Annotated in this window: 16 protein-coding genes and 1 tRNA gene; 10 read left to right on the forward strand and 7 right to left on the reverse strand. The window is 72.5% G+C overall.

From position 1 onward, the window contains the following. Positions 1–5 precede the first annotated feature (5 nt). The 3 genes from AC5R91_RS27125 to AC5R91_RS27135 all read right to left on the reverse strand — a co-directional run bounded on the left by AC5R91_RS27125 (position 6) and on the right by AC5R91_RS27135 (position 4,095). Positions 6–1,295: a cytochrome P450 gene (locus AC5R91_RS27125; protein WP_495394115.1), complete on the reverse strand. Its 1,290-nt coding sequence runs from the start codon at positions 1,293–1,295 to the stop codon at positions 6–8. Continuing rightward, a complete protein-coding gene (locus AC5R91_RS27130; RefSeq protein WP_495394116.1) occupies positions 1,292–2,539 on the reverse strand; it encodes an NDMA-dependent alcohol dehydrogenase in 1,248 nt (415 codons plus the stop codon). The genes AC5R91_RS27125 and AC5R91_RS27130 overlap by 4 nt, the downstream gene beginning before the upstream one ends. Before the next feature lie 110 nt (positions 2,540–2,649). Further along, the gene (locus AC5R91_RS27135) at positions 2,650–4,095 is read right to left on the reverse strand and encodes an aldehyde dehydrogenase (protein WP_495394117.1); all 1,446 of its coding nucleotides are present in this window, start codon (positions 4,093–4,095) and stop codon (positions 2,650–2,652) included. A 178-nt stretch (positions 4,096–4,273) separates the two neighbouring features. Between AC5R91_RS27135 and AC5R91_RS27140 the strand changes: the two genes are divergently transcribed. The 4 genes from AC5R91_RS27140 (at position 4,274) to AC5R91_RS27155 (ending at position 10,498) form a co-directional block, all read left to right on the forward strand. Then, positions 4,274–5,866, forward strand: a complete 1,593-nt coding sequence (locus AC5R91_RS27140; RefSeq protein ID WP_495394118.1) for a class I adenylate-forming enzyme family protein — start codon at positions 4,274–4,276, stop codon at positions 5,864–5,866. A 206-nt stretch (positions 5,867–6,072) separates the two neighbouring features. Next, positions 6,073–7,212, forward strand: coding sequence for a phosphotransferase family protein (locus AC5R91_RS27145; protein ID WP_495394119.1), 1,140 nt, complete (start codon positions 6,073–6,075; stop codon positions 7,210–7,212). Positions 7,213–7,284: 72 nt separating this feature from the next. Beyond that, a complete protein-coding gene (locus tag AC5R91_RS27150; RefSeq protein ID WP_495394120.1) occupies positions 7,285–8,031 on the forward strand; it encodes a dienelactone hydrolase family protein in 747 nt (248 codons plus the stop codon). 274 nt (positions 8,032–8,305) lie between these two features. Then, positions 8,306–10,498 carry a TIR domain-containing protein gene (locus AC5R91_RS27155; protein ID WP_495394121.1) on the forward strand — a complete coding sequence of 731 codons (2,193 nt, stop codon included), beginning with the start codon at positions 8,306–8,308 and terminating at the stop codon, positions 10,496–10,498. A 913-nt stretch (positions 10,499–11,411) separates the two neighbouring features. On the opposite strand, the gene AC5R91_RS27160 is transcribed toward AC5R91_RS27155, so the two are convergent. Next, positions 11,412–11,582, reverse strand: a complete 171-nt coding sequence (locus AC5R91_RS27160; RefSeq protein ID WP_495394122.1) for a hypothetical protein — start codon at positions 11,580–11,582, stop codon at positions 11,412–11,414. A 504-nt stretch (positions 11,583–12,086) separates the two neighbouring features. Beyond that, positions 12,087–12,159: transfer RNA gene (locus AC5R91_RS27165), tRNA-Asn, on the reverse strand. A gap of 143 nt (positions 12,160–12,302) precedes the next feature. Between AC5R91_RS27165 and AC5R91_RS27170 the strand changes: the two genes are divergently transcribed. Together AC5R91_RS27170 and AC5R91_RS27175 are read left to right on the forward strand one after the other, a co-directional pair. After that, the gene (locus AC5R91_RS27170; protein ID WP_495394123.1) at positions 12,303–12,584 is read left to right on the forward strand and encodes a hypothetical protein; all 282 of its coding nucleotides are present in this window, start codon (positions 12,303–12,305) and stop codon (positions 12,582–12,584) included. A gap of 420 nt (positions 12,585–13,004) precedes the next feature. Next, positions 13,005–13,427, forward strand: a complete 423-nt coding sequence (locus AC5R91_RS27175; protein WP_495394124.1) for a winged helix-turn-helix transcriptional regulator — start codon at positions 13,005–13,007, stop codon at positions 13,425–13,427. A 368-nt stretch (positions 13,428–13,795) separates the two neighbouring features. Here the strand turns inward: AC5R91_RS27175 and gltX are convergent, their stop codons facing one another. Next, positions 13,796–15,208, reverse strand: a complete 1,413-nt coding sequence (gene gltX, locus AC5R91_RS27180) for a glutamate--tRNA ligase (protein WP_495394125.1) — start codon at positions 15,206–15,208, stop codon at positions 13,796–13,798. A 234-nt stretch (positions 15,209–15,442) separates the two neighbouring features. Beyond that, positions 15,443–16,537: a FadR/GntR family transcriptional regulator gene (locus tag AC5R91_RS27185; protein ID WP_495394126.1), complete on the reverse strand. Its 1,095-nt coding sequence runs from the start codon at positions 16,535–16,537 to the stop codon at positions 15,443–15,445. 1,055 nt (positions 16,538–17,592) lie between these two features. Between AC5R91_RS27185 and AC5R91_RS27190 the strand changes: the two genes are divergently transcribed. The 4 genes from AC5R91_RS27190 to AC5R91_RS27205 all read left to right on the forward strand — a co-directional run bounded on the left by AC5R91_RS27190 (position 17,593) and on the right by AC5R91_RS27205 (position 21,655). Further along, positions 17,593–18,639, forward strand: coding sequence for an MHYT domain-containing protein (locus AC5R91_RS27190; RefSeq protein ID WP_495394127.1), 1,047 nt, complete (start codon positions 17,593–17,595; stop codon positions 18,637–18,639). A gap of 72 nt (positions 18,640–18,711) precedes the next feature. Beyond that, entirely contained in the window at positions 18,712–20,454 is a 1,743-nt protein-coding gene (locus tag AC5R91_RS27195; protein WP_495394128.1) for a replication-associated recombination protein A, read from the forward strand. Positions 20,455–20,776: 322 nt separating this feature from the next. Then, on the forward strand, positions 20,777–21,307 hold the full coding sequence (locus tag AC5R91_RS27200; RefSeq protein ID WP_495394129.1) for a DUF948 domain-containing protein: 531 nt from the start codon (positions 20,777–20,779) through the stop codon (positions 21,305–21,307). Further along, on the forward strand, positions 21,308–21,655 hold the full coding sequence (locus AC5R91_RS27205) for a hypothetical protein (RefSeq protein ID WP_495394130.1): 348 nt from the start codon (positions 21,308–21,310) through the stop codon (positions 21,653–21,655). Positions 21,656–21,664: the final 9 nt, after the last annotated feature.

The raw sequence follows: 21,664 nt of genomic DNA on the forward strand, positions 1-21,664 counted from the left end.
TCCGATCAGGCGCTGGTGGCGGTGGGGGTGAACCGGGCGGGCAGGTGCTTCACCCCGTGCAGGAAGTTCGAGCGCAGCAGGTCCGGCTCGGCCGTCGCCTCGATGTCGGGCAGCAGCTCGAACAGGGTTCGGAACGCGATCGCCAGCTCGACCCGGGCGAGGTTGGCCCCCAGGCAGTGGTGCGGGCCCGGCGCGCCGAAGGTGACGTGCGGGTTGGGATCGCGGGTCACCTGGAACGACGTCGCGTCGTCGAAGTACGCCTCGTCCTGGTTGGCCGAGCGGTACCACAGCACGACCTTGTCACCCTCGTCGAAACGCTGCTCACCGAGCCTCACCCCGTCACGGGCGACCGTGCGACGCATGTACAGCACCGGGGAGGCCCACCGCAGCAGCTCCTCCACGGCGCCCGGGGTGTACCGGTCGAGGTCCGAGCGCCACAGCTCCCGCTGCTCTGGGAACTGGGTGATCGCCGACAGCCCGTGGGCCAGCGCGTTGCGGGTGGTCTCGTTGCCCGCTCCGACGAGCAGGTTGAAGAAGGTCGCCAGCTCCGTCGGCGTGAGGTTCTCCTCCTCCTGGGCGGCGACGAGCGAGCTGACCAGGTCGTCCTGCGGGTTGCTGATCCGGTCGCGGGCCAGCTCCTCCAGCAGGCCGCTCATCGCCTCGCCGGCGCCGCGCACGGCCCGCGCGACCGACCGGGGGGTCTGGTCCGGGACGTACTCCGGATCGCTCGCTCCCATGAGGATGTTCGTCTGCTCGAACAGGAACCGTTCCTCGCTGCGCGGGATGCCCAGCATGTTGTTCACGATCCGCAGCGGCAGCAGCGCCGCCACCTCGGTGACGAAGTCGCACTCGCCCCGTCCCGCCACCGCGGAGATCACCTCGCGGCTGGTGCGGGCGATGTCGTCGACCAGCGCGGCCACCGCCTTCGGCGTGAAGCCCCGGGAGACGATGCGCCGCTGGCGGGCGTGCTCCGGGTTGTCCATGTCGATGATCGAGCCGCGGAACTCCCGCAGGCTCGGCGGCTGGTCGAAGATCAGGCTCCCTTGGCCGGAGCAGAAGTCCGCCGGCCGCCGGCTCACCTCGCGCACGTCGTCCAGGCGGGTCAACGCCCAGAAGCCACCGCCACGCGCGGCCCCGGTCAGGTCGAGCTCGGGGACGTACGGCCGCGGATCGTGGGCGCGCAGCCAGGCGAAGGTCGCGTCGCGTTCGGCCGCCGGCCGGGTCCACCACGTCAGGTCGTCCAGGACGTCGCCGGGCAGCCCCTGCGTTCCCGGCATGTCCCCGGTCGTGGTCATGCCGGCTGCCCGGCTGTCTGCGCCGGTTCCGAAGCCGGACGCGCTTCGGCTGCCATCCGCGCCTCGCCCGCCCGCAGCGCCTCGCCTGCCCGCAGCGCCTCGCCTGCCCCCAGCGCGTCGAGCGCGTCCGCGGCGGGGTAGCGCAGCACGGTGCGCAGGAACCGGCCGGAGCGCATGTCCTCGTAGCCGGCGTTGACCCCCTCGAGCGGGTAGCTGTGGCTGACCACCGCGTCGAGGTCGACCTGGCCGCGCTGCCACAGCTCGACCAGCTTCGGGATGTCCGCCCGCGCGTTGCCCGAGCCGTAGATCGTGCCGACGATGTGCTTCTCGGACAGCGTCAGATCCATCATGTTCAGCGACACCGTCCGCTGCGCCGCCGGATGGACGTTCGTCACCACGACCCGGCCGCGGCTGGCGGTCATCGCCAGTGCCCGTCCCAGCAGCTCGCCATCGCCGCGGCCCATCGTGCAGATGAACCGGTCGACCCCGCGGTTCCAGGTCGCCTCTCGCACGACGGCGGCGGCCTGCTCCCACGAGGTGGCGACGTGGGTCGCGCCGAGACGGAGGATGAGGTCCTGCTTCTCGGCCACCGTCTCGACGGCGACGACGACGCGGGCGCCGGCCAGCCGGGCACCCTGGATCGCCGCCGCGCCGATGCCCCCCACTCCGGCCACCGCGACGGTGTCGCCCGGCCGCACGTCGGCGGCGTACACCGCCGACCCCCAGCCGGTGACGAACCCGCAGCCCAGCAGGCACGCCCGGTCGAGCGGGACGTGCTGCGGGATCCGGATGCAGCTCGACTCGTGGGCCACGGTGTGATGCGCGAACGTGCCGATCATGCAGGCGATGGACAGGTCCTGGCCGCGGGCGTGGTGGCGCGCGGTGCCGTCGGCGATCTGGCGACCGGTGTACATCTTCGCGCCGAGTTCGCAGAGGTTCTGGTGCCCGGTCGCGCACTGCCGGCACCGCCCGCAGGACGGCACGAAACCGAAGACCACGTGATCGCCGGGGACAAGCGAGCGGACCCGGGAACCCACCTCGAGCACGACCCCGGCGCCCTCGTGGCCGCCGACGCACGGCAGCCGGAACGGCATGTCGCCGGTGACGATGTGCTCCTCCGAATGGCACAGGCCGGAGGCGTGCAGCTCGACGAGCACCTCGTCCGGGCCGGGCGGATCGAGCTCGATCGGCTCGACCGACCAGGGGGAACTCCGGTCCCACAGCACAGCGGCGAGGGTCTCCACGGCACCTTCTCTCGGTCGCGTTCTGGCGGTCGCGTTCTGGCGGGGGCGCTCTGTCGAGTGCGTTCTGTCGGGTGCGGTCTGGATCGCGGGCTGCGCGTCGGCGCGGGGGCTCAGCCGCCGGGGCGCACGATCGACTGGAGCTCCACGAAGGCGCTGATGCCCTCGGGCCCACCCTCGCGTCCCAGGCCGGACGCGCCCACCCCGCCGAACGGGCTGCCCACGTCCAGCGGCGCCGGCGAGTTGACGGCGACCGAACCGGTGCGCAGCCGCGCGGCGACGCGACCCGCCCGCTCGGGGTCCTCGCTCCACACCGACCCGGCCAGGCCGTAGTCGGAGTCGTTGGCGATGGCGACGGCCTCGTCGACGCCGTCGTACGGGATCACCACCGCCACCGGGCCGAAGATCTCCTCCCGGGCGACCGGGGCGTCGTTGCCGACCCCGGCCAGCAGCGTCGGCTCGACGAACCACCCCCGATCGAGCCCGGCCGGCCGACCCCCGCCGGCGGCGACGCGGGCGCCGGCGGCCCGCGCGCGGGCGATGTGCGCCTCGATCCGGGCCCGCGCCGGCGCCGAGATGACCGGGCCGATCTGGGTCTTCGGCTCGGTCGGGTCGCCGACGCGCAACGCGGCCACCCGCTCGGCCAGCGCGTCGACCACCTCGGAGTAGCGCGAGCGGGGGGCGAGGATGCGGGTCTGGGCCATGCAGACCTGGCCGGAGTTCGCCATCGCGCCGAAGGTGAGCGTGGTGACCGTCCGGCGGGTCAGCGGCAGGTCGTCCAGCAGGATCGCGGCCGACTTGCCGCCCAGCTCCAGGGTGCACCGGCGCAGGTCACGGCCGCAGACCTCGCCGATGCGCCGGCCCACCGCCGTCGAGCCGGTAAAGGTGATCTTGTCGATGCCGGGATGGCCGACCAGGTACTCGCTCGCCGCGGCCGCGGCGGGCACGATGTTGACCACCCCGGGCGGCAGGCCCGCCTCGACGACCGCGTCGGCGAACAGGTAGGACCACAGGGTCGCCGCCGGCGCCGGTTTCAACACCACCGTGCACCCGGCGACCAGGGCCGGCGCGAGCTTGAGCGCGGTGATGAACAGCGGCGCGTTCCACGGGACGACGGCCCCGACGACACCGACGGGCAGCCGCCGGACCAGCACCGAGCCGTGCGCCGCCGGGCGCTCGTCCGCCCACGGGTAGGCCCCGGCGAGCTCGGCGAAGGCGTCGAACGCGGCCAGCGCGGTGCCCACCTGGTAGGGAGCCGACCAGGACCGGGGCGAGCCGACCTCCGCCGTGAGCTCCGCGGCGAGTTCGTCGGCCCGGGTGCGCAGCGCGTCGGTCAACCGCACCAGCGCCGCCGCCCGCTGCGCCGGGGTCGTGCTTGCCCACGGGCCGTCGTCCAGCGCGCGCCGGGCGGCGGCCACGGCCCGGTCGACGTCGCCGACGCCGGCCGCCGCAACCACGCCGATGGTCTCCTCGGTGGCCGGCGAGACCACGTCCAGCGTCTCGTCCGTCGCCGCCGGGACCAGCCGCCCTCCGATGAACAGCTCCCGATGCTCGCGCACACCGACTCCTCGGTCGTCCTTGATTCCGCCGCCGAATTCTAGGGTCCGCCCACGCGGATATTCAATGATTTCTCTTTGCTGTCGGTTCGGCCCGCGGTCGCGCGCCGAACTTCTTCTCGTGCGAGAGTTCCGACGTGATATCCGGGTCCATTCCTGCCCCGTAAGACGGAGGGATCGAATGGCTCTCCTCACCGCCGACAGCACCTGGGAGCTGGTCGAGGCGCGCGCCGCGGCCTCGCCCGACGATCTGGCCGTCGTCGACGAGCACCGGCGGTGCCTGACGTTCCGCGAGCTGCGCGACCGGGCCGAGCAGGCCGCGGTGGAACTGCGCGAGCTCGGCGTCCGGCCCGGCTCGGTCGTGTCCTGGCAGTTACCCAACACGATCGCGACGGTCGCGGTCTGCCTGGCGCTGTCCCGGCTCGGCGCCGTCCAGAACCCGCTGATCATGATGCTGCGCGAGCGCGAGATCACCTTCATCTGCCGGCAGACCGGCAGCGAGCTGCTCCTCGTCCCGAGCTGCTTCCGCGGCGTCGACCACGCGGCGATGGCGCGGGCGGTGGCCGCGACCGTGCCCGGTCTCGCCGTGCACGTCGTCGACTCCGCACCGCCGGGGGAGCTCGAACCGCCGGTGGCGCTCGAACCGCCGGGGGAGGTCGTCTCGCCGGCGGCCGCGGAGCCCGCCAGCGGGCCCGGAGCGGGCTCGGCCGGCGGCGGGCCGGTTCGGTGGATCTTCTACACGTCGGGCACGACCTCGGACCCGAAGGGCGCCCGGCACACCGACCGGGGCTTGCTGGCCGCCTCGTCGACGTTCTGCGAGCATCTCGCCGTCGTCCCCGCCGACCGGCTGCCGATCCTGTTGCCGATCTCCCACATCGGCGGGATCGCGCACCTGCTCACCGGCCTGCAGACCGGCTGCGGGGTCATCGTGAGCAGCGGGTTCGACCCCGAGACGACGCCGGCCGCCCTCGCGGCGGCGGGCATGACGCTCGTCGGGTCGGGCACGCAGATGCTGCAGACCTACCTGGCGCGCCAGCGCCGCCAGCCGGACGTGCCCCTGTTCCCGCGGGCCCGGGCGGCGCTGTGCGGCGGCGCGGGCCGGCCGGTGTCGCTGCACCACGAGGTCCGGGAGCTCCTCGGCGGCGTCGGCGTGGTTTCGGGATACGGCCTGACCGAGTGCCCGTTCGTCACCTGGGGCCGCCACGACGACACCGACTTCCAGCACGCGAGCACGGAGGGATGCGCCGGACTCGACGTCGAGATCGTCGTCGTGCTCGACGACGCCACGCCCGTGGTCGCCGGGGAGGTCGGCGAGATCCGGGTGCGCGGTCCCCAGCTCATGGTCGGCTACGTCGACGCCGCCCTCGATCGAGACGCCTTCGACGCGAAGGGGTTCCTGCGCACCGGCGACCTCGGCACCCTCGACGAGGACGGCTACCTGCGCATCACCGGCCGGATCAAGGACGTCATCATCCGCAAGGGCGAGAACATCTCCGCCCGGGAGCTGGAGGAGCTGCTGATCGACCATCCGGCGGTGAGCGAGGTGGCCGCCGTCGGGCTGCCCGACGTCGCCGCCGGCGAGCGGGTGTGCGCCGTGGTGGTGCCCGCCGATCCGGCCGACCCGCCGGATCTGGCCACTCTCTGCGCCCACCTGCGCGCCCAGGGGCTGAACATCCGCAAGTTCCCCGAGCAGCTCGAGATCGTGCCCGAGCTGCCCCGCAACGCCATGGGAAAGGTCGTGAAACGCGACCTGAGGACCCGTTTCGCGCAATAGCCGCGGCCTTGGGGCGCCGGGCCTGCCCGGATTTTCTCGATGGGTCGGCGCCGACATTCCTGCTTCCCGATCTTTTCCGTAGCCCTGTTCTGGGGGCGACAGCGAAAGCCGATCGAAATCGTCGGCCCGTTACCGTGACCGGGCCGTCGCCGGTGCGTTCGGAAAAGCGTCCGGTCGCCGCCGCCCGTGCCGAATGGGGGAGTGCCATGGTCGCTGCCACGAACGACGACGCCGCGCTGGCGGAGACCCTGGCCGGCTGGCTGCGCCGGGCGCTGGAGCGGCCGTCGCTGCTCGTCGCCGACCTGTCGAGGCCGAAGGCCGGCACGTCCAACGAGATGGTGATCGTCGGCGTGCGGTGGGACGACGGCGGTGCCCGGCGGGACGAACGGCTGGTCGTCCGCATCCAGCCGACGAGGCGCCGGCTGTTCCTGCACCAGGACACGATCGGCGAGGGGCGTGTCCTGCGGGCCGTCTCGGCGGCCGTGCCGGTGCCGGTGCCGGTGCCGCGGGTCCTCGCGTTCGAGCCGGACGCCGGGGTGGTCGGATCGCCGTTCTTCGTGATGAGCCACGTCCCGGGCCGGGTGCTCTCGGACATCCCGAGCTGCCACGCCGCCGGCTGGCTGCTGGACCAGACGCCGGCGCAGCGCGCCGCCCTGTGGGACAACGGCCTGCGGACCCTCGTCGACATCGGGCGCATCCCCGTTCGCGGCGAGCTGGCGTTCCTGTGGGCGCCCGCGCTCGGCCCGACCGGGCTGCAGCAGCTCGTCACCGCGACCCGTCACTGGTTCGACTGGGTCCGCGGCGGGCGTGACCTCGACGTGCTCAGTCGGGCGATGGATCACGTCGAACGGGAGCGCCCCGACCACGATGACCGGGCGCTGAGCTGGGGCGACGCCCGAGTCGGCAACATGATGTTCGCGCCGGACGGGACCGTCGCCGCCGTCCTCGACTGGGAGACCCCCGCGGTCGGCCCGGCCGAGGTCGACCTCGGCTGGTGGCTGATGATGGACGAGTTCTACAGCCACGGCCTGGGCTCGCCGCCGCTGCCCGGGGTCCCCGACGAGGCCGCCCAGATCGTCCGCTGGGAGGAGCTGATCGGCCGGCCGGCGCGAGATCTGACCTACTACAAGCTGCTGGCGGCGCTGCGGTTCGCCATCGTCTGCGCCCGCTCGACCGACATCTCGATCGCCCGCGGCGTGGCCCGCCCGGACACCACCATGCACACCCGCAACCCGGCGGGCCTGCTGCTCTACCGCTGGCTGGGCGAGCCCGTTCCGGACCTGGCGCCCGAGTTCACCGCGATGATGGCCCGCTTCGCGCGTAAACGGGCCGGCCGGACGGGTTGAACGCGCCGAGGGTCGAACGCGCCGAGGGTCGGCGGAGCCGGGAGTTGACCGAGTAGAGGGGATCTCACGTCGATGAGCGATGCCATGCGCGCGGAGACGGTGTCGATGCGGGGCGCGGAGGACGACGACGTCGAGGCGTACCTCGCCCAGCCGCTCGACGGGTCACCCGTGGGCGGCGTCGTGGTGATCCACCACATGCCGGGCTACGACGAGTCGACGAAGGAGATCACCCGCAGGTTCGCCGCGCACGGCTACCTCGCCGTCTGCCCGAACCTGTACTGGCGGGAGGCCCCCGGAGCCAGCCCCGAGGAGGCCGCCGCCGTGGCGCGGGCCCGCGGCGGCGTGCCCGACGAGCGGCTGGTCGGGGACGTCGGTGGAGCGGTGCGCCTGCTGCGGTCGTCGCCGTCGTCCAACGGCAAGGTGGCGGTGATCGGTTTCTGCTCGGGTGGGCGCCAGGCGTTCCTCGCCGCGTGCAGCCTCGAGCTGGACGCCGCCGTCGACTGCTACGGCGCCTACGTCGTCGCCACGCCGCCGGAGGATTCCGTGCTGCGCGGGGTCCGGCCGGTCGTCGACCTGGCGGGGAGACTGTCCTGCCCGCTGCTCGGTCTGTTCGGTGACGACGACCGGATGCCCTCGCCGGCAGAGGTCGCGGCCCTCGCGCAGGCGCTCACCGAGCACGGCAGGACCTTCGAGTTCCACAGCTTCCCCGCCGCCGGTCACGCGTTCCTCGCGACGGACCGCGACGCCTACCGGCCCGCCGCGGCCAGGGCGGCCTGGCCGCGGATCTGGACGTTCCTCCGCCCCCACCTCGCCGCCTGACGCGGCCGGCCGCACCCACCGTCGACCGGGCACCCGGCGAGGAGACCTTGGGTGCACCATCAGGCCGCGCAGTCCGTGACTTTTACGCCTGGACCGGCGGACTGCGGGTGGCGAGTGGAGGCTGTCGCCCGTCGCCGGCTTGCCGATCTCCACCGCCTGCCGGGGCGACCGTCCTGTGACCGTTCGTGGCAAGCTGTGCAGGCATGGACGGGGGTACGGGGGTCCCACCGACGGACGGCGATGGTGCGGCGGTGGTGTGGCGGTGGTGAGCGGGATGCCGCCGCCGGAGGTGGATTTCTTCGTCTGGTGCGCGGACACCGATCGGGGCTGGGCGGCGTGGGTCGCCTGGGAGCTGGAGGACGCCGGCTACCGGGTGCGGACGCCGGAATGGGATTTTGTCGCGGGGTCGCATCTCGTCGCGGAGATGGACCGCGCGGCCGCGGCGGCGCAGTGGACGGTGGCGGTGTTGTCGTCGGCGCGGCGCCTGCGGCCGCACGAGGATGCGATCACGCAGATCGCCTGGACCCAGGACTCGTCGGGGGTACGCCGCAGGCTGCTGCCGGTGTGGGTGGAGGACTGTCCGCGGCTGGGGCTGCTCGGGCAACTGGTCGGGGTGGAGCTGTTCGGCGTGGACGAGGCGATCGCGAGCGCCCGGTTGCTCGCGGCCGCCGCCGGTCGGCGGGGGAAACCGGCCGCACGCCCGATCCTGCCCACGAGGTCGGCCTCGCCGGGCGAGTCGCCGCCCCCGTTCCCCGGCGCATCGACTCCACCGGTCGAGCCGTCCGGTGTACCCGCCGGCGGCGACGCGGCGGCGCCCGAGCGTGTCCCCGGCCGCCCGCCGCCCCGGCGCAGGGTCACCGGTCCGGTGCGCGGGGCGGCGGTGTTTCTCGGGTGCGCCCTCGTCCTGGTCGTCCTCGTCGTGGCCGGCGCCGTGGCGGGCGGGACCGGCGGCGAACGGCCCCGGGCTCCGGCGAGCCGGTCCTCGACCGGGTGCGAGGGAAGGGGGGCGCATGCCTGGGCGGCGCAGACGCCGGACGGATGCATCGGCTACAGCGACGGGGAAAGCCAGCTCTTCGGTGCGGACCCACAGCTCCGGGCCGTCGAGCGACTGATCTTTCAGCAGAACCGGTGCGCGGACGAACTGCGGCGGCACCATCCTGGCCGGCAGTTCGTCTCCGTCGTCTACTTCGCCGATCTGACCCCGGACGCGCAACGTCGTGATCTGGATTCCCGGCCCCGCGCCGCCGAACTGATGGGGATTCTGCTCCAGCAGATCCAGAAGAACGGTGATATCGCCCCGGGCGGATCATGCCCATTGCCCACGAGTCAGGCCGAGCCGATCCTGCAGGTCGTCATCGCCAACGGCGGCCGGGACATGCGCCAGGCCGAGACCGTCGCCCAGCACCTCATCGTCCTGGCCCGACAGGACCCCACCCAGGTCGCCGCGGTGATCGGCATGGGTCGCAGCGACGAACACACCGCGCGGGCCATCGAACAGCTCGGCAGGGCCGATCTTCCCGTCGTGGCCTCGACCCTGTCCGCTGACGGCCTCGATCAGAGGTCACCGCTGTACTTCCAGATGGTGCCGCCGAACGCCCGGGAGGCCCAGCTCGTCGCCGCCTACGCCGAACATGAGCGGAAGACCCGGGTTCGCGTCTACTACCCGAAGGACGCCGCCGACGGCGACGATCTCTACGTCCGGACCCTCGTCGCGGATATGCGTGCGGAACTCGCCAGGAGGGGTCTCGCGTTCGGGGACGAGGGATGGCGGGGCGCGGTGTACGTGGGGCAACCCGACGCCTCGGCGGCCTGCGCGGACACTCCGGACACGATGCTGTTCTACGCGGGTCGGGCCGCGGACTTCGGTGACTTTCTAAACGCCGTGCTTGCGAACTGCCCGGCGGGTGCTCCACCGGTGCCGATCGTGGCGGACGACGCGGTCCACCGGTACGTCGTGGCGCCGCCGGACACGGGTGCGCCACCACCGGGAGCGCAGATCTCCTTCGTGTCCGAGGACGCCCTCATGGAGCTCACCCAGCGGGACTGCTTCCGCGGCGTGGTAGACCCCGCCAACCCGTATGCCACCGCGCAGCTGAAGACCCTGTGCCAGCGGATAGGCAGTTTCTACGCGGTGCACCACACGCAGCTTGCGCTGCCGAAGGGGAGCTGGCCGGGTGAATGGACCGGATTCGGCTACGACATCGCCGAGATCGTCGCTCAGGCTGCGAAGTTCCCGCTCGACGGCCAGGTCCAGCCGACCCCGAAGTCGATCGCGCGGGGACTGCGGTTTCGGTACAACGGCGCGACCGGCACCGCGGACTTCGTCGGGTCGAGACTGGCCACGAGCAAGAAGGAGGTGATACTCAGCGTTCGTCTGTTCCCGACGTCCGACCAGTCCACGGCGCCCGTGCCCACCTGCGTCTACGCGGCCGACGACCGGCCACCGAGGGAGGACTGCCTGTCCTGACCCGCGGGCCTGCCCGTCCGGCCCGAGCTCGCCCGGGCCTGAGACGGCCGACATCCCGACGCAGGCCCTGCCTGTCTGCTTCGGCGCCCGGCGAACCTCGAACCTCGCTGCCGAGGAACGCGCCTGGCTCGACGGCGCTGTGGCCTGGGGCGCGGCCGAGGGCGCCTGTGCCGCCATCCCGTCCGCGCCGCACGCCCGCCGGGTCGAGGTGCCGCCCGGCTTCTCGCTCTTCCGCGGCGACATCGTCCGCCTACCGCGAGCCTGGCTCGAACGCACGGCGAACGTCGTGCGAGTAGACTGGCGCGGACGCTGGCTCCGGGTGGCGCGGGTGAACAGGTGCGCTCTTCGCTCCTGAATCCGTGCGCTGTCCGCACCAGGTTTCTGTCGACTGCTGTGGCGTACGGTCGCGCCGCAGATCTCGGCCTGGTCGCGGAGGAGTCCGCGTGCGCTCTCTCATGTCACATGTTGGAGAAGTCTTCGGTAAGGAGACCTTGATCGCGCGGTACGTTCAGTTGTCTGTCGATCTTGTTCCGTGGTATCCACGCCGAATGCGGCGGCAGCCGAGAGAGAAATAATCACAATCGGCGCTCGGTGCGGTGCCGACCTTCTTCGGCTCACTCGATTTCCGGGTCAGTCGATGTCCGCAGGCTGCCCCAATTCTGGTGCATCCGCGGGCTTCGGACGCCCGCACTGTCGAGCGGGGTTGAAACGCGCGCGGACGATATCACTGGAACTTCCTCGGTGAAGCGTCGGGTATGGCCGATGAAACACCGTGTTCACGAGACCGTTACTCGTTTTTATCGGGGTCGATCTTACTTAACGTTGCTCTTTGCCTACTGCTAACTTCCGCCCATGATTATTCATGGAATGGCGAGCGGCGTGAATCGCTCGGTTCGGGGGGACTGTCAGTGAGTTATTTGGGGGGTTGGTCGGTAAGAACGACGCGCCGCCCGGCGCGGGTCGCCGTCGCGGTCGGTGTCGCGAGCGTGTTCGCGCTGGCGGCCTGCTCGAGCTCGGGGAGCTCGAGCGCCGACGCCGGCGGCAGGAGCAGTGCGACGCCGGCAGCGCCGGCGACGCCCGCCACGCACGCTCGTACTCCGATGATGTCCAAGGCCGTGGCCGTCTGGAGAGCAGGGACCGGCTCGCCACCCACGTCCTCGTGGACCTCGGCTGGCTGTTGCCGATGAGGAAACTCCCCGGCAGCGCCGTGATCTGAACCCGTCCACAGCATGCTCGATCTCCTCGACGCCGGGGACGCCGCATTCACCCTGTTCGCGGCTGGCGCGGGCCCGTGGCGCCCTTCACCTAAACGACGTGAAAGCTGAATATCGATCACTCGAGCTGCGAGGTCTGCGAGAGGAACGGCATCCGAGGGCGACTTCAGCCCAGGGCTGGTGAGCGGTGGTTTGTCCCAGGTCATGAACGATGCCGAGAGATGTGACTGAAGTCGCGTTCGCTACTGTCGCTGGATCTTGCGGATATGATCTTGCCGACTTCGGGAGATCGCGAAGAGGGGGAGGCCAGCTGATCTAAGCTGGGACTTCGTCGATCTTCGTAAATTCGATCATGCCTCTGACCTGCAGGGATGCTCCCGCGATAGGACTCGAACCTATAACCTGCCGGTTAACAGCCGGCTGCTCTGCCAATTGAGCTACGCGGGACTGGGTGCTCTGCGCACCTGACGTGGTCAGCCTACCTGAGGTTCGAGCGGTCTTGGACGTGGGGTAGTAATCAACTCGGCGGCACAACGCCGGCCGGCCGGCGGCCATCCGCCAGCACGTCCATCGGTCTCCCGGGAGGCAACATGCGCATCAGGCCCAGCGTCGTCATCGCACTCGGCCTCGGGTACGTCCTGGGGTCCCGAGGCGGACGCGAACACTACGACGTGATCATGCGACAGCTTCGGGAGGTTCGGGAACGGCCGGAGGTGCAGAGCGCCGCCGGTGTCGTGTCCGCCCAGGCCGGGACGGTCTTCCACCGGGTCCGCGGCCTGTTCGCCGGGGAGGTCGAGCCGTCCGGATCCCGCCCGTTCCGCCCGGTGGCGGCACACAGCTCGAACGGGGTCAGCTCCGTCGGCGCCCACTGAGAGCCGGGCGCGCCGCCGTTGCACCGTCCCGGGAGTGGACCGGCAGGCGGTGTCGCGCCGGTTCTCGTCGGATGGGCCCCCGTTGGGTGGTTCGGCCGTCACCACCGCCCTCGTGACCGCCAAGTGCACCTCTGACCGCCAATCCAACGGGTGATTCTGGTCACAGCCGGCGCCCCGCTCCTGCCGGCCGATCGAACTGACCAGGGCCGCACCCCAGGTGACCCGTGGAAACCCTCCGGCGGTGTCGGCTGCGGTGCCGGCTGCGGTGCGGTGCGGTGCGTTGCGGCGCGTTGCGTACGGTCTGAGCCCGCGAACCGTTCGCAACGCACCGCAGATACTGCAAGCGCCCCGGGCCCCGGGTGCCGTCGCCCGGCAGGTCGACCGCGGGTGAGCGTGGGGCGCGACGGATCGGAGCACGGTATGTCGATGAAGCAGGCCAGGTCGGCGCGGGCACGGACGCCGGGGCAGGGGCGATCGGGCGGCCCGGCGCCGGCGGAGGTTCCCGGTGGGGCGCCGCTCGCCCTCGCCGCTCTGGTGGACCTGCTGGGCCGACGTTTCGCCCTCGGCCTCTACTGGCACCTGCGGGGTGGCTCGTTGCCGTTCCGCACGCTGGCGGCCCGGCTGGACGCCCCCGAGGCGCAGCTCGTCCAGCGGCTACGGGAGCTGCGGGAGGGCGGCCTGGTCGAGGTGGACGAGGTCGGCGAGTACCGGCTGACCACCCACGGGCGGCGCCTGCAGGGCGTGATCGAGCCCCTCGCGGCCTGGGCGGCGGAATGGGCGGCGCTCAGCCCGCGCCAGCGAAGCCCGCGCGGTGCCTCCACCCGCGGCCACGACGAGCCCTGATCGCGCCCAGGCACCTCTGTCGGGACATCACGGTATGTCGACCATCGGTCGACGGAGCGTGATTCTGAGATCACAGCTTGTCTTTTGCTGATCTTAAGAATCCTTTAGGCCCCGGGAGATGTGCTGGTCACCGTCGAACCTGGTGCTTTACGAGCGCCGGAGGGCGACCTGATGGATCCGAGCTTCACCCGGCGGAGGTAACCCCGACCTCCGGTGGGTCTCCCTAGCCCGGGTCGCGGCCCGTCCCAGCCGCGGCCCGGGCTCATCAGTCGTGGCCACGGCAGCGGCAGGGGACGACCACCGCCGCCAGCGGCGACGGTGACCGGCTCCCCGAGTGCGAGGGGCCGGGTTCGGCTCGCAACGGCCCTTCAGCCGGCGGCGAGCCGATCCCGGGCCGCGGCGATCCGGCGGCGGGTGGCCTCTCGGCCGAACACCTCCAGCGACTCGAACAGCGGCAACCCCACGGTGCGCCCGGTGACCGCGACCCGCACCGGCGCCTGCGCCTTGGCCAGCTTCAGGCCGTGGCGCTCGCCGAGCTCGGTCAGCGTCGCCTTCAACGTCTCGGCGTCCCACTCGACCTTGCCGAACACGTCGTGGACGTCGGCGAGCAGCTCCGCCGCCGGCCCCTTCATCGCCTTCGCCCACGCCGCGTCGTCCACCGGGGCCGCCGGCAGGAACAGGAAGTCGACCATCGGCACGATCTCGGCGAGCACCGAGACCCGGGACTGCGCGAGCCCGGCGACGGCGGCGAAGGCGTCGGCATCGAAAGCGTCGGCCGCCCACGGCGCCGCCGGGGGCGCCAGCCACGGCTGGACCGCCGCAATGAACTCCTCGACGCTCAGTGCCCGGATGTACTCCCCGTTGAACGCCCGCAGCTTCTTCTCGTCGAAGAACGCCGGGGACGGCTTCACGTCGGCCAGGTCGAACGTCGACTCGATCGTCTCCCACGGCACGATCTCGTCCTCGCCGGGCGGCGCCCAGCCGAGCAGCATCAGGTAGTTCTTCATCGCGCCGGGCAGGTAGCCCTCGTCCCGGTAGGACTCCAGCGCCACCTTGTCCCGCCGCTTGGACAGCTTCTGCCGCTTCTCGTTGACGATGACCGGCACGTGCGCCCACACCGGCGGCTCGGCGGCGCCGAGCGCGGTCCACAGGAGCTGCTGCTTGGGCGTGTTCGACAGGTGCTCCTCGCCCCGGATGACGTGGGTGATCCCCATCTCCAGGTCGTCGACGACGTTGGCGAGCAGGAACACCGCCGAGCCGTCGGCCCGTGCGATCACGAAGTCCTCGATGGTGTCGTTCGGGAACTCCGGGGTCCCGCGGATCAGGTCGCGCACCGTCGTCGCCCCCTCGTCGGGGGTGCGGAAGCGCAGCGCGCGGCCGGGCCCCGGCTCCAGCCCGCGGTCGCGGCAGAAGCCGTCGTAGCCGTGCTGGGCGTTGCCCGTGCGTTCCGCCAGCGCCTCGCGGGTGCAGTCGCAGAAGTACGCCAGCCCCGCCTCCCGCAGGCGCACCGCGGCTGCCTGATGCCGGTCCGCACGAGAGGACTGCAGCACCGGGCCCTCGTACCGGCCGGGACTGATCCCGAGCCAGTCCAGCGCGCTGATGATGCCGTCGGTCCACTCGGGCCGGTTGCGCGAGGCGTCGGTGTCCTCGATGCGCAGCACGAAGTCGCCGCCCGCGCGCAGCGCCACCAGCCAGTTGAACAGTGCCGAGCGCGCCCCACCCACATGGAAGATGCCGGTGGGAGACGGCGCGAATCGAACCCGTACCCGCCCAGATCCCATGCGGGGCAGCGTACAGGGATCTCGGTGGGCCGACGGAGCGCCGCGGTGGCGCCGACGTCGTCCCCACCCACCGGCAGGTCCGGCCGTTCGGGGCGCCGCGGCGGCCGGCCCCCCGAACGGGCGGCCGGCCGAACGGAGACCGACCGCCAGCATCTGCTGACCGCCCTCTGGCCGGCCAGGACGGCCGCAGACCGATTTTCAGTCCCTCACCCAGTCACCCAGTCACCCAGTCGTCTAGTCGCCGAGGAGGTCGAGGGGGGTGGTGGGGTGGTGGGGGGTGTGGGGGGTGGTGGTGAGGTGGTGGCGCCAGAGGGTTTCGGCGGCGTCGGGGTCGTGGTTGGTGAGGTGGGTGAGGAGTTGGTGGTGGGTGGTGTGTTGGTGGCGCAGGGTGGTGAGGTCGGGGGTGGGGGTGTCGGGGGTGGTGGCGTCGAGGATGTGGCGGAGCATGCTGCTGATCATGGTGAGGGTGTGGTTGGCGGGGGTGGTGAGCAGGAGGGTGTGGAAGTTGAGGTGGTGGGTGTGGATGTCGGTGGGGTTGGGGTGGGGGGTGGCGAGGGCGTGGTCGGTGGTGGTGAGGTGGGTGGTGAGGTGGGTGAGGTGGGTGTCGGTGGCGGTGGTGGCGAGTAGGCGGATGGCGGCGGGTTCGAGGTGGGTGTGGGCGGTGTGGATGTCGGCGAGGGTGGTGTGTTGGTGTTCGAGGACGAGGGCGGTGTAGCGGGCGGCGACGTGGCCGTTGGGGGTGTGGACGCGGGCGCCGCCGTGGGCGCCGCGGCGGACGCTGATGAGGGCTTCGGATTCGAGGACGCGGAAGGCTTCGCGCAGGGTGGGGCGGGAGACGCCGAACTGTTCCATGAGGACGGCTTCGGGGGGGAGGGCGTCGTCTTCGTGGAGTTCGCCGCGGACGATCTGGCGGCGTAGGTGGGCGGCGACGAGTTCGGCGGTCTTCGGAACGCGGACATGCCGCCCGATGCGGATGGCGGCGGTGTGCGCGGGCGGGTCGGTGACCGGGGGCGTGTCGGTCCGCGCGGGTGTTTCGGTCTGCGCGGGTGCGGTGGTGTCCGCGGGCGGGCCGGATCCCCGCCGCCCGCGGCGGCCCGCGGCGGCGCCCTTGCGCTGCGGGCCGCCGCGGCCCGACGTCGCGGACCGGGCGGAGGTCGCGGGCCATCCCGGCCGCGAGGTTCCCGTCGGCGCCGGGGAACCGTCCGACGCGGCCGAGCCGCTCGGCGGGGCGGACCGGTCCGACGGTTCGGTCCGGGGTGGGGCCGCGGCCGATGCCCCCACGGGGACGGGCCGGTCGGTCCGGGCGCGGGGCGGTGGGATCACGGTCATGGTGCACCTTTCCGGGGCGGGGTTTCGGTCACCGGGGGTGGATCGGGCGGGCGGTGGATCTGGCGGGGCGGACTGCGGGGTGAGCTGCGGTATCGATCGGGCGTCGGCTATTGGTGTCGTCGTCTGTCGAGCGTCGCCGTCTGATATCCGTGACCGCGACTGCCAGGGCGGAGATGGTCGCGGGGCGGTGCGCCGGGGGCGCCGTCGGCCGCATTCCCGCCCGCCGTCGTCGCGGTGGTGCGGTGTGGTGCACCACCGCCAGGTGCATTACCGACGTGGTGGACGGCGGGTTAGTCATCGGCATCGCTCGCCGGCGCTCACCGCCACACACCCCACGGAGGTGGTGGGAGCCGCCGGAGAAGATAAACCGACTACCTGAACCATACACGCGCACCATTGGGAGGATGTTGTCTCGGAAGAATGAAGTGTGGTCTCTTGGTGGAGAGTTCCGGGTGGTGCGCGGCGGTCCGGTGCTATCGGGTTCCTGTCAAGTGGTGGGCGCGGTTCTCTGTGATCCGGGCGTGGCTGAGGGAAAGGGATCGGCTCGGCGTAAGGCGCCGTTTCCGGTCGCCGGAAGCCCGCCGGTCCGCGGAAATGTGCGTCCCGTTCCTCGTCGCGCATGGAACGCGGGCCCGGAGTCGGCGTGCGGGACTGTGTAGGCCGTGAACCTCGGTACCGGCTGCGTGCCCGGCCGTTGTCCGGCCCGACGTGGGGTGATCGGGGGCTGGCGGGGTGACCTGGGCCGGCAGGGCGATCCGGGCCGGCGGGGCGATCCGGGCCGGCGGGGCGATCTGGGCTGGAGGTCACTGCCGAAAGGGACCTTAGGCCCGAGTGGGCGAGCGGATGGCGGGTCCGTTCGTGCAGCTCCGTGACCTCGGACGGCTCGATCGAGTCGGCACGACACCGCTGGGGACATCGTCGGGCGACGGCTTCGAACGCTCCGATGCGTTACCTTGTCCGGGTCCGATAAATCCCCATAGTCCGCTTTCAGCGTCAAACGGCCCGTGCGAGGTGTCGGTTGCTTTCGAGATAATTTTTGGCTTTCGAGGTGACACGTGCTAGATGTGATGGGCTCCGGCCGCTTCAAGGGGGAACACGTGATCGTCGCGCAGGCCGTTCATCAGCATGCGAGCCAGGACCTTCTGTTCGTGGTGGTATCTGTCGGGCTTGCCGCGGTGGGATCATTCGCCGCGCTGGTGAGCGCGATCCGGATCCCGCTGTCCCTGGGTGCGGCCAGGGTTCGCTGGACTCTCGCCGCAGCGCTCTCCCTCGGCGGTGGCGCGATCTGGTCCATGCATTTCATCGGGATGATCGGTTATCGCGTCGACGGGCTCGACCTGCGGTACTCCCTGCCGCTCACCGGCGTATCGCTGCTCCTCGCCGTGGCGGTCTCGGCGCTGGGGCTCACCCTCGTGGCGCGCCGTCCACGGAGTACCGGATGGCTGGCGCTGAGCGGGGTGGTCTCCGGCCTGGGGATCGCCGCGATGCACTACACCGGCATGGCCGCGATGCACGTCGGCGGGACCGTGACCTACCGGCGCGGCATCGTCGTGCTGTCCATCCTCATCGCGGTGGCCGCGGCCCTCGCGGCCCTGTGGATCGCCTTCCGGGTTCGCACCGGCCGGCACGTGGTCGCCGCCTCCCTGGTCATGGCGGCGGCGGTCTGCGGCATGCACTACACCGCGATGGCCGCCACCCAGGTCCAGGCCAGGCCGGGGAACGTGGAAGCGGCGGGCACCGATCCGATCTCCCTCGCCCCGATCGTCTGCGTGATCGCCTTCTCGGTGCTCGCGGTGGTCATCTTCGCGGCCCTGGGCGGCGTCACCGAGTCCGGTTCCTTCTCGATGGCCCGCGAGAGCAGCCGCCACCGCCGCCCGGGCGCGGGGAGGACGGCGGTGGACGGGGGCGCGGCTGGGCCCGCGGGCCGAACTGTGGGCGGAGGCGGAGGCGGACGGGGAGGGGGAGGCGGGGGCGGGGCTGCCGGTCAGCCGCCCCTGCCGGCGGCCTTCGTGAACCCCCGCGGCGATCAGTACCGGCCCGCCCCGCCGGTCCCCGTCTGGAGCCGGCCGCCCACGGGGGAGTCGACGACCCGCTCCGGCTGAGCGTGCCGATCCGCGGCTGCCGCGCCCGATCCGGCCGCGTGCCGGGGTCGGTCCCGGTCGTACGGTGAACCGGTGAGCCTGTTCGACACCGCGGACCTGTTCGGCGGGGACACCACCCCGCCGCCGGGTGCTGCGCGCAGCGCCGGCGGCGCGGCCGGCCCTGCGGCGGGCCGTGCGGGCGGATCGGACGTCGCGAGCACCGATGGCAAGGCCGCGACCGGCAAGGCCGCGGCCGGCGGGGCAGGCCCGACCCCGCTCGCGGCGCGGCTGCGGCCGCGGAACCTGGATGAGGTCGTCGGCCAGGGCCACCTGCTCGGCACGGGCAGCCCGCTGCGCCGGCTGGTCGAGGGCGGCGGGACGACGTCGGTGATCCTCTGGGGGCCGCCCGGTACGGGGAAGACCACCCTGGCCCACATCGTCTCCCGGGCCACCGGCCGGCGGTTCCGGGAGCTGTCCGCCGTGACGGCGGGGGTGAAGGACGTCCGCGCCGTGATCGACGAGGCGCGCGCTGCCCGCTCGGCCTCCGGCGCGCGCACGGTGCTGTTCATCGACGAGGTCCACCGCTTCACCCGCACCCAGCAGGACGCCCTGCTCCCCTCGGTGGAGCTCGGCTGGGTCACCCTGGTCGCGGCCACCACCGAAAACCCGTTCTTCTCGGTGGTCAGCCCGTTGCTGTCCCGGTCGCTCCTGCTCACGCTCGAACCGCTCACCGATGACGACATCCGCGGCGTGCTCGACCGGGCGCTGCACGACCCCCGCGGGTACGCCGACCGGGTGGCGCTGACCGACGAGGCCCGTGAGCACGTGGTCCGCCTCGCCGGCGGGGACGCCCGCCGCGCGCTGACCGTCCTCGAGGCGGGTGCCGAGGCACTCCTGGCCGACCTCGCCGCGGCCGTTCCCCTCGACCTCGGCGCTCCCAGCGCGCCCGGTGCGGCCGCCGCTCCCGGCGCTTCCGCCGTTCCCGCTGATCCCGCCGATTCGGCCGTTCCCGGCGATTCGGCCGATCCCGGCGATTCGGCCGATCCCGGTGGAGCCGCCGGCGGTGCCGGGCCTGGTCGGCCGGTGGCGCGGCTCGAGGTGGACGTGCTCGAACAGGCCGTCAACCGGGCGGCCGTGCGCTATGACCGGTCCGGTGACCAGCACTACGACGTGATCAGCGCGTTCATCAAGTCGATGCGCGGCGGCGATGCCGACGCCGCGCTGCACTACCTCGCCCGGATGCTGGAGGCGGGCGAGGACCCTCGGTTCATCGCCCGCCGTATGATCATCCTGGCCAGCGAGGACGTCGGGATGGCCGATCCGGGAGCGCTCGGCGTCGCGGTCGCCGCCGGGCAGGCGCTCGATCTGGTCGGCCTGCCCGAGGCGCGGCTCGCGCTCGCCCAGGCGGTCATCCACCTCGCCCTAGCACCGAAGTCGAACGCGGTGATCCGGGCGATCGACGCCGCCAGCGCCGACGTGCGTGCCGGCCGGGCCGGCCCGGTGCCGGCGCATCTGCGCGACGCCCACTATCGGGGGGCCGCCAGGGCCGGCAGCGGGGCCGGGTACCGCTACCCGCACGACGCCCCCGGCGGCGTCGTCCGCCAGCAGTACCCGCCCGACGGGCTGACCGGTACGGACTACTACCAGCCCGGCGGCAACGGCTTCGAGCGCCGGGCCACCGAACGCCTGCGTGAACTGCGATCCACCGTGCGGGGCACGCCCGTGGGCGGTCCGGACGGCGGGCGGCAGCGCGGGCCGGTCACGATGCCGGACGCGATGCCGGACGCGACGCCGGACGCGATGCCGGACACGGCGCCACCGGGACCGTCCGGCTGAGCGCCGGTCTCGCAACCACCGTTGTGCCGCCCGAGAGACGCCCTGGCCACGGGCCCGCGCCCCAGACCGGGCGATGGGGGTTACCCGTGGCCCCTGCGGCTGCCTCGGTAAGGTCACATGAGGGCGCCACCGGGGTGGCGCCCACGGCGTCCACGGTCACCGCGGTTGCGGTCCGCGGGTTTCGCGGCCACCGACGGCCGCGTCCCACGCAGGCCGCGAGCCCTCGCGACCGAGGGCCCTGCTGGCGGACCGCGGCGTGGCACGGCGTGCCGGATCGGGTGGGGTGGGACCGGCCCAATCGACGATGGAGGCAGGAGCACATATGTCCGGTGGAGCGGTCGCGGGCCTGATCGCGTCGGGCGCGTTCGCGGTGCTCGCCCTCTTCGGCTGTTTCGTCCTGCTCAAACTCGGCAAGATCTTCGACGAGGCGGCGGCGCGGGTGCGTCAGACCGGTGTCGCCATCGACGAGGGAACTGCCCGGGTTCGGCAGGCCGGTGCGACGGTCGACGAGGTCAACGTGGCACTCGCCCATGTGAACAAGGAGCTGGACCGGGTCGACGCGATCACGGCCAACGTGCAGTCGATCACGACGAACGTCTCCTCGCTGACGTCGCTGTTCGCGGCGACGCTCGGTGGCCCGATGGTTCGGGTGGCCGCGTTCAGCTACGGCGTGCGCCAGGCTGCGGCCAAGCGCACCCGATCCGAGGTCGAGTCGCGGGTGAAGTCGCAGATGAAGGCGGACAAGGCGGACAAGGCGGACAAGGCGGACAAGGCGGCCCGGCGCACGGTCGCCGAGGACGCCGGCCTGACCCAGGTCGCCGGGGCGGCCGACGGACGCCGGGGGGGCCGCTAGATGTCCAGGATCTTCTATCTGGCGTTCGGCGCCGCGGCCGGCGTCGTGGTGGTGCGCCGGGCGGCGAAGGCCGCTGCGGCCCTCACTCCGACGAGCCTGGCCGGATCTCTCGTACAGTCGGTGCAGGAGTTCCTCGCGGACGTGCGTGAGGCGGCGGCGGAGCGGGAGGAGGAGATCCGTGTTGCTCTCGGCCTCGACCGCGACCCGGACGACGATGCCTCCGCCCCCTCCGGGCGGCCCGCCGACGCCGGTGGGAGTGCCGGTGGCGCCGGGCCGGCCGGCTATCCGGACGGCCTCGACGACGCCGAGCGCACCATGCGGCTGGTCCCGGGCGCCCGCCGGCCCTGACGGCGCGGC

It is taken from the genome of Frankia sp. BMG5.60 (assembly GCF_059428125.1).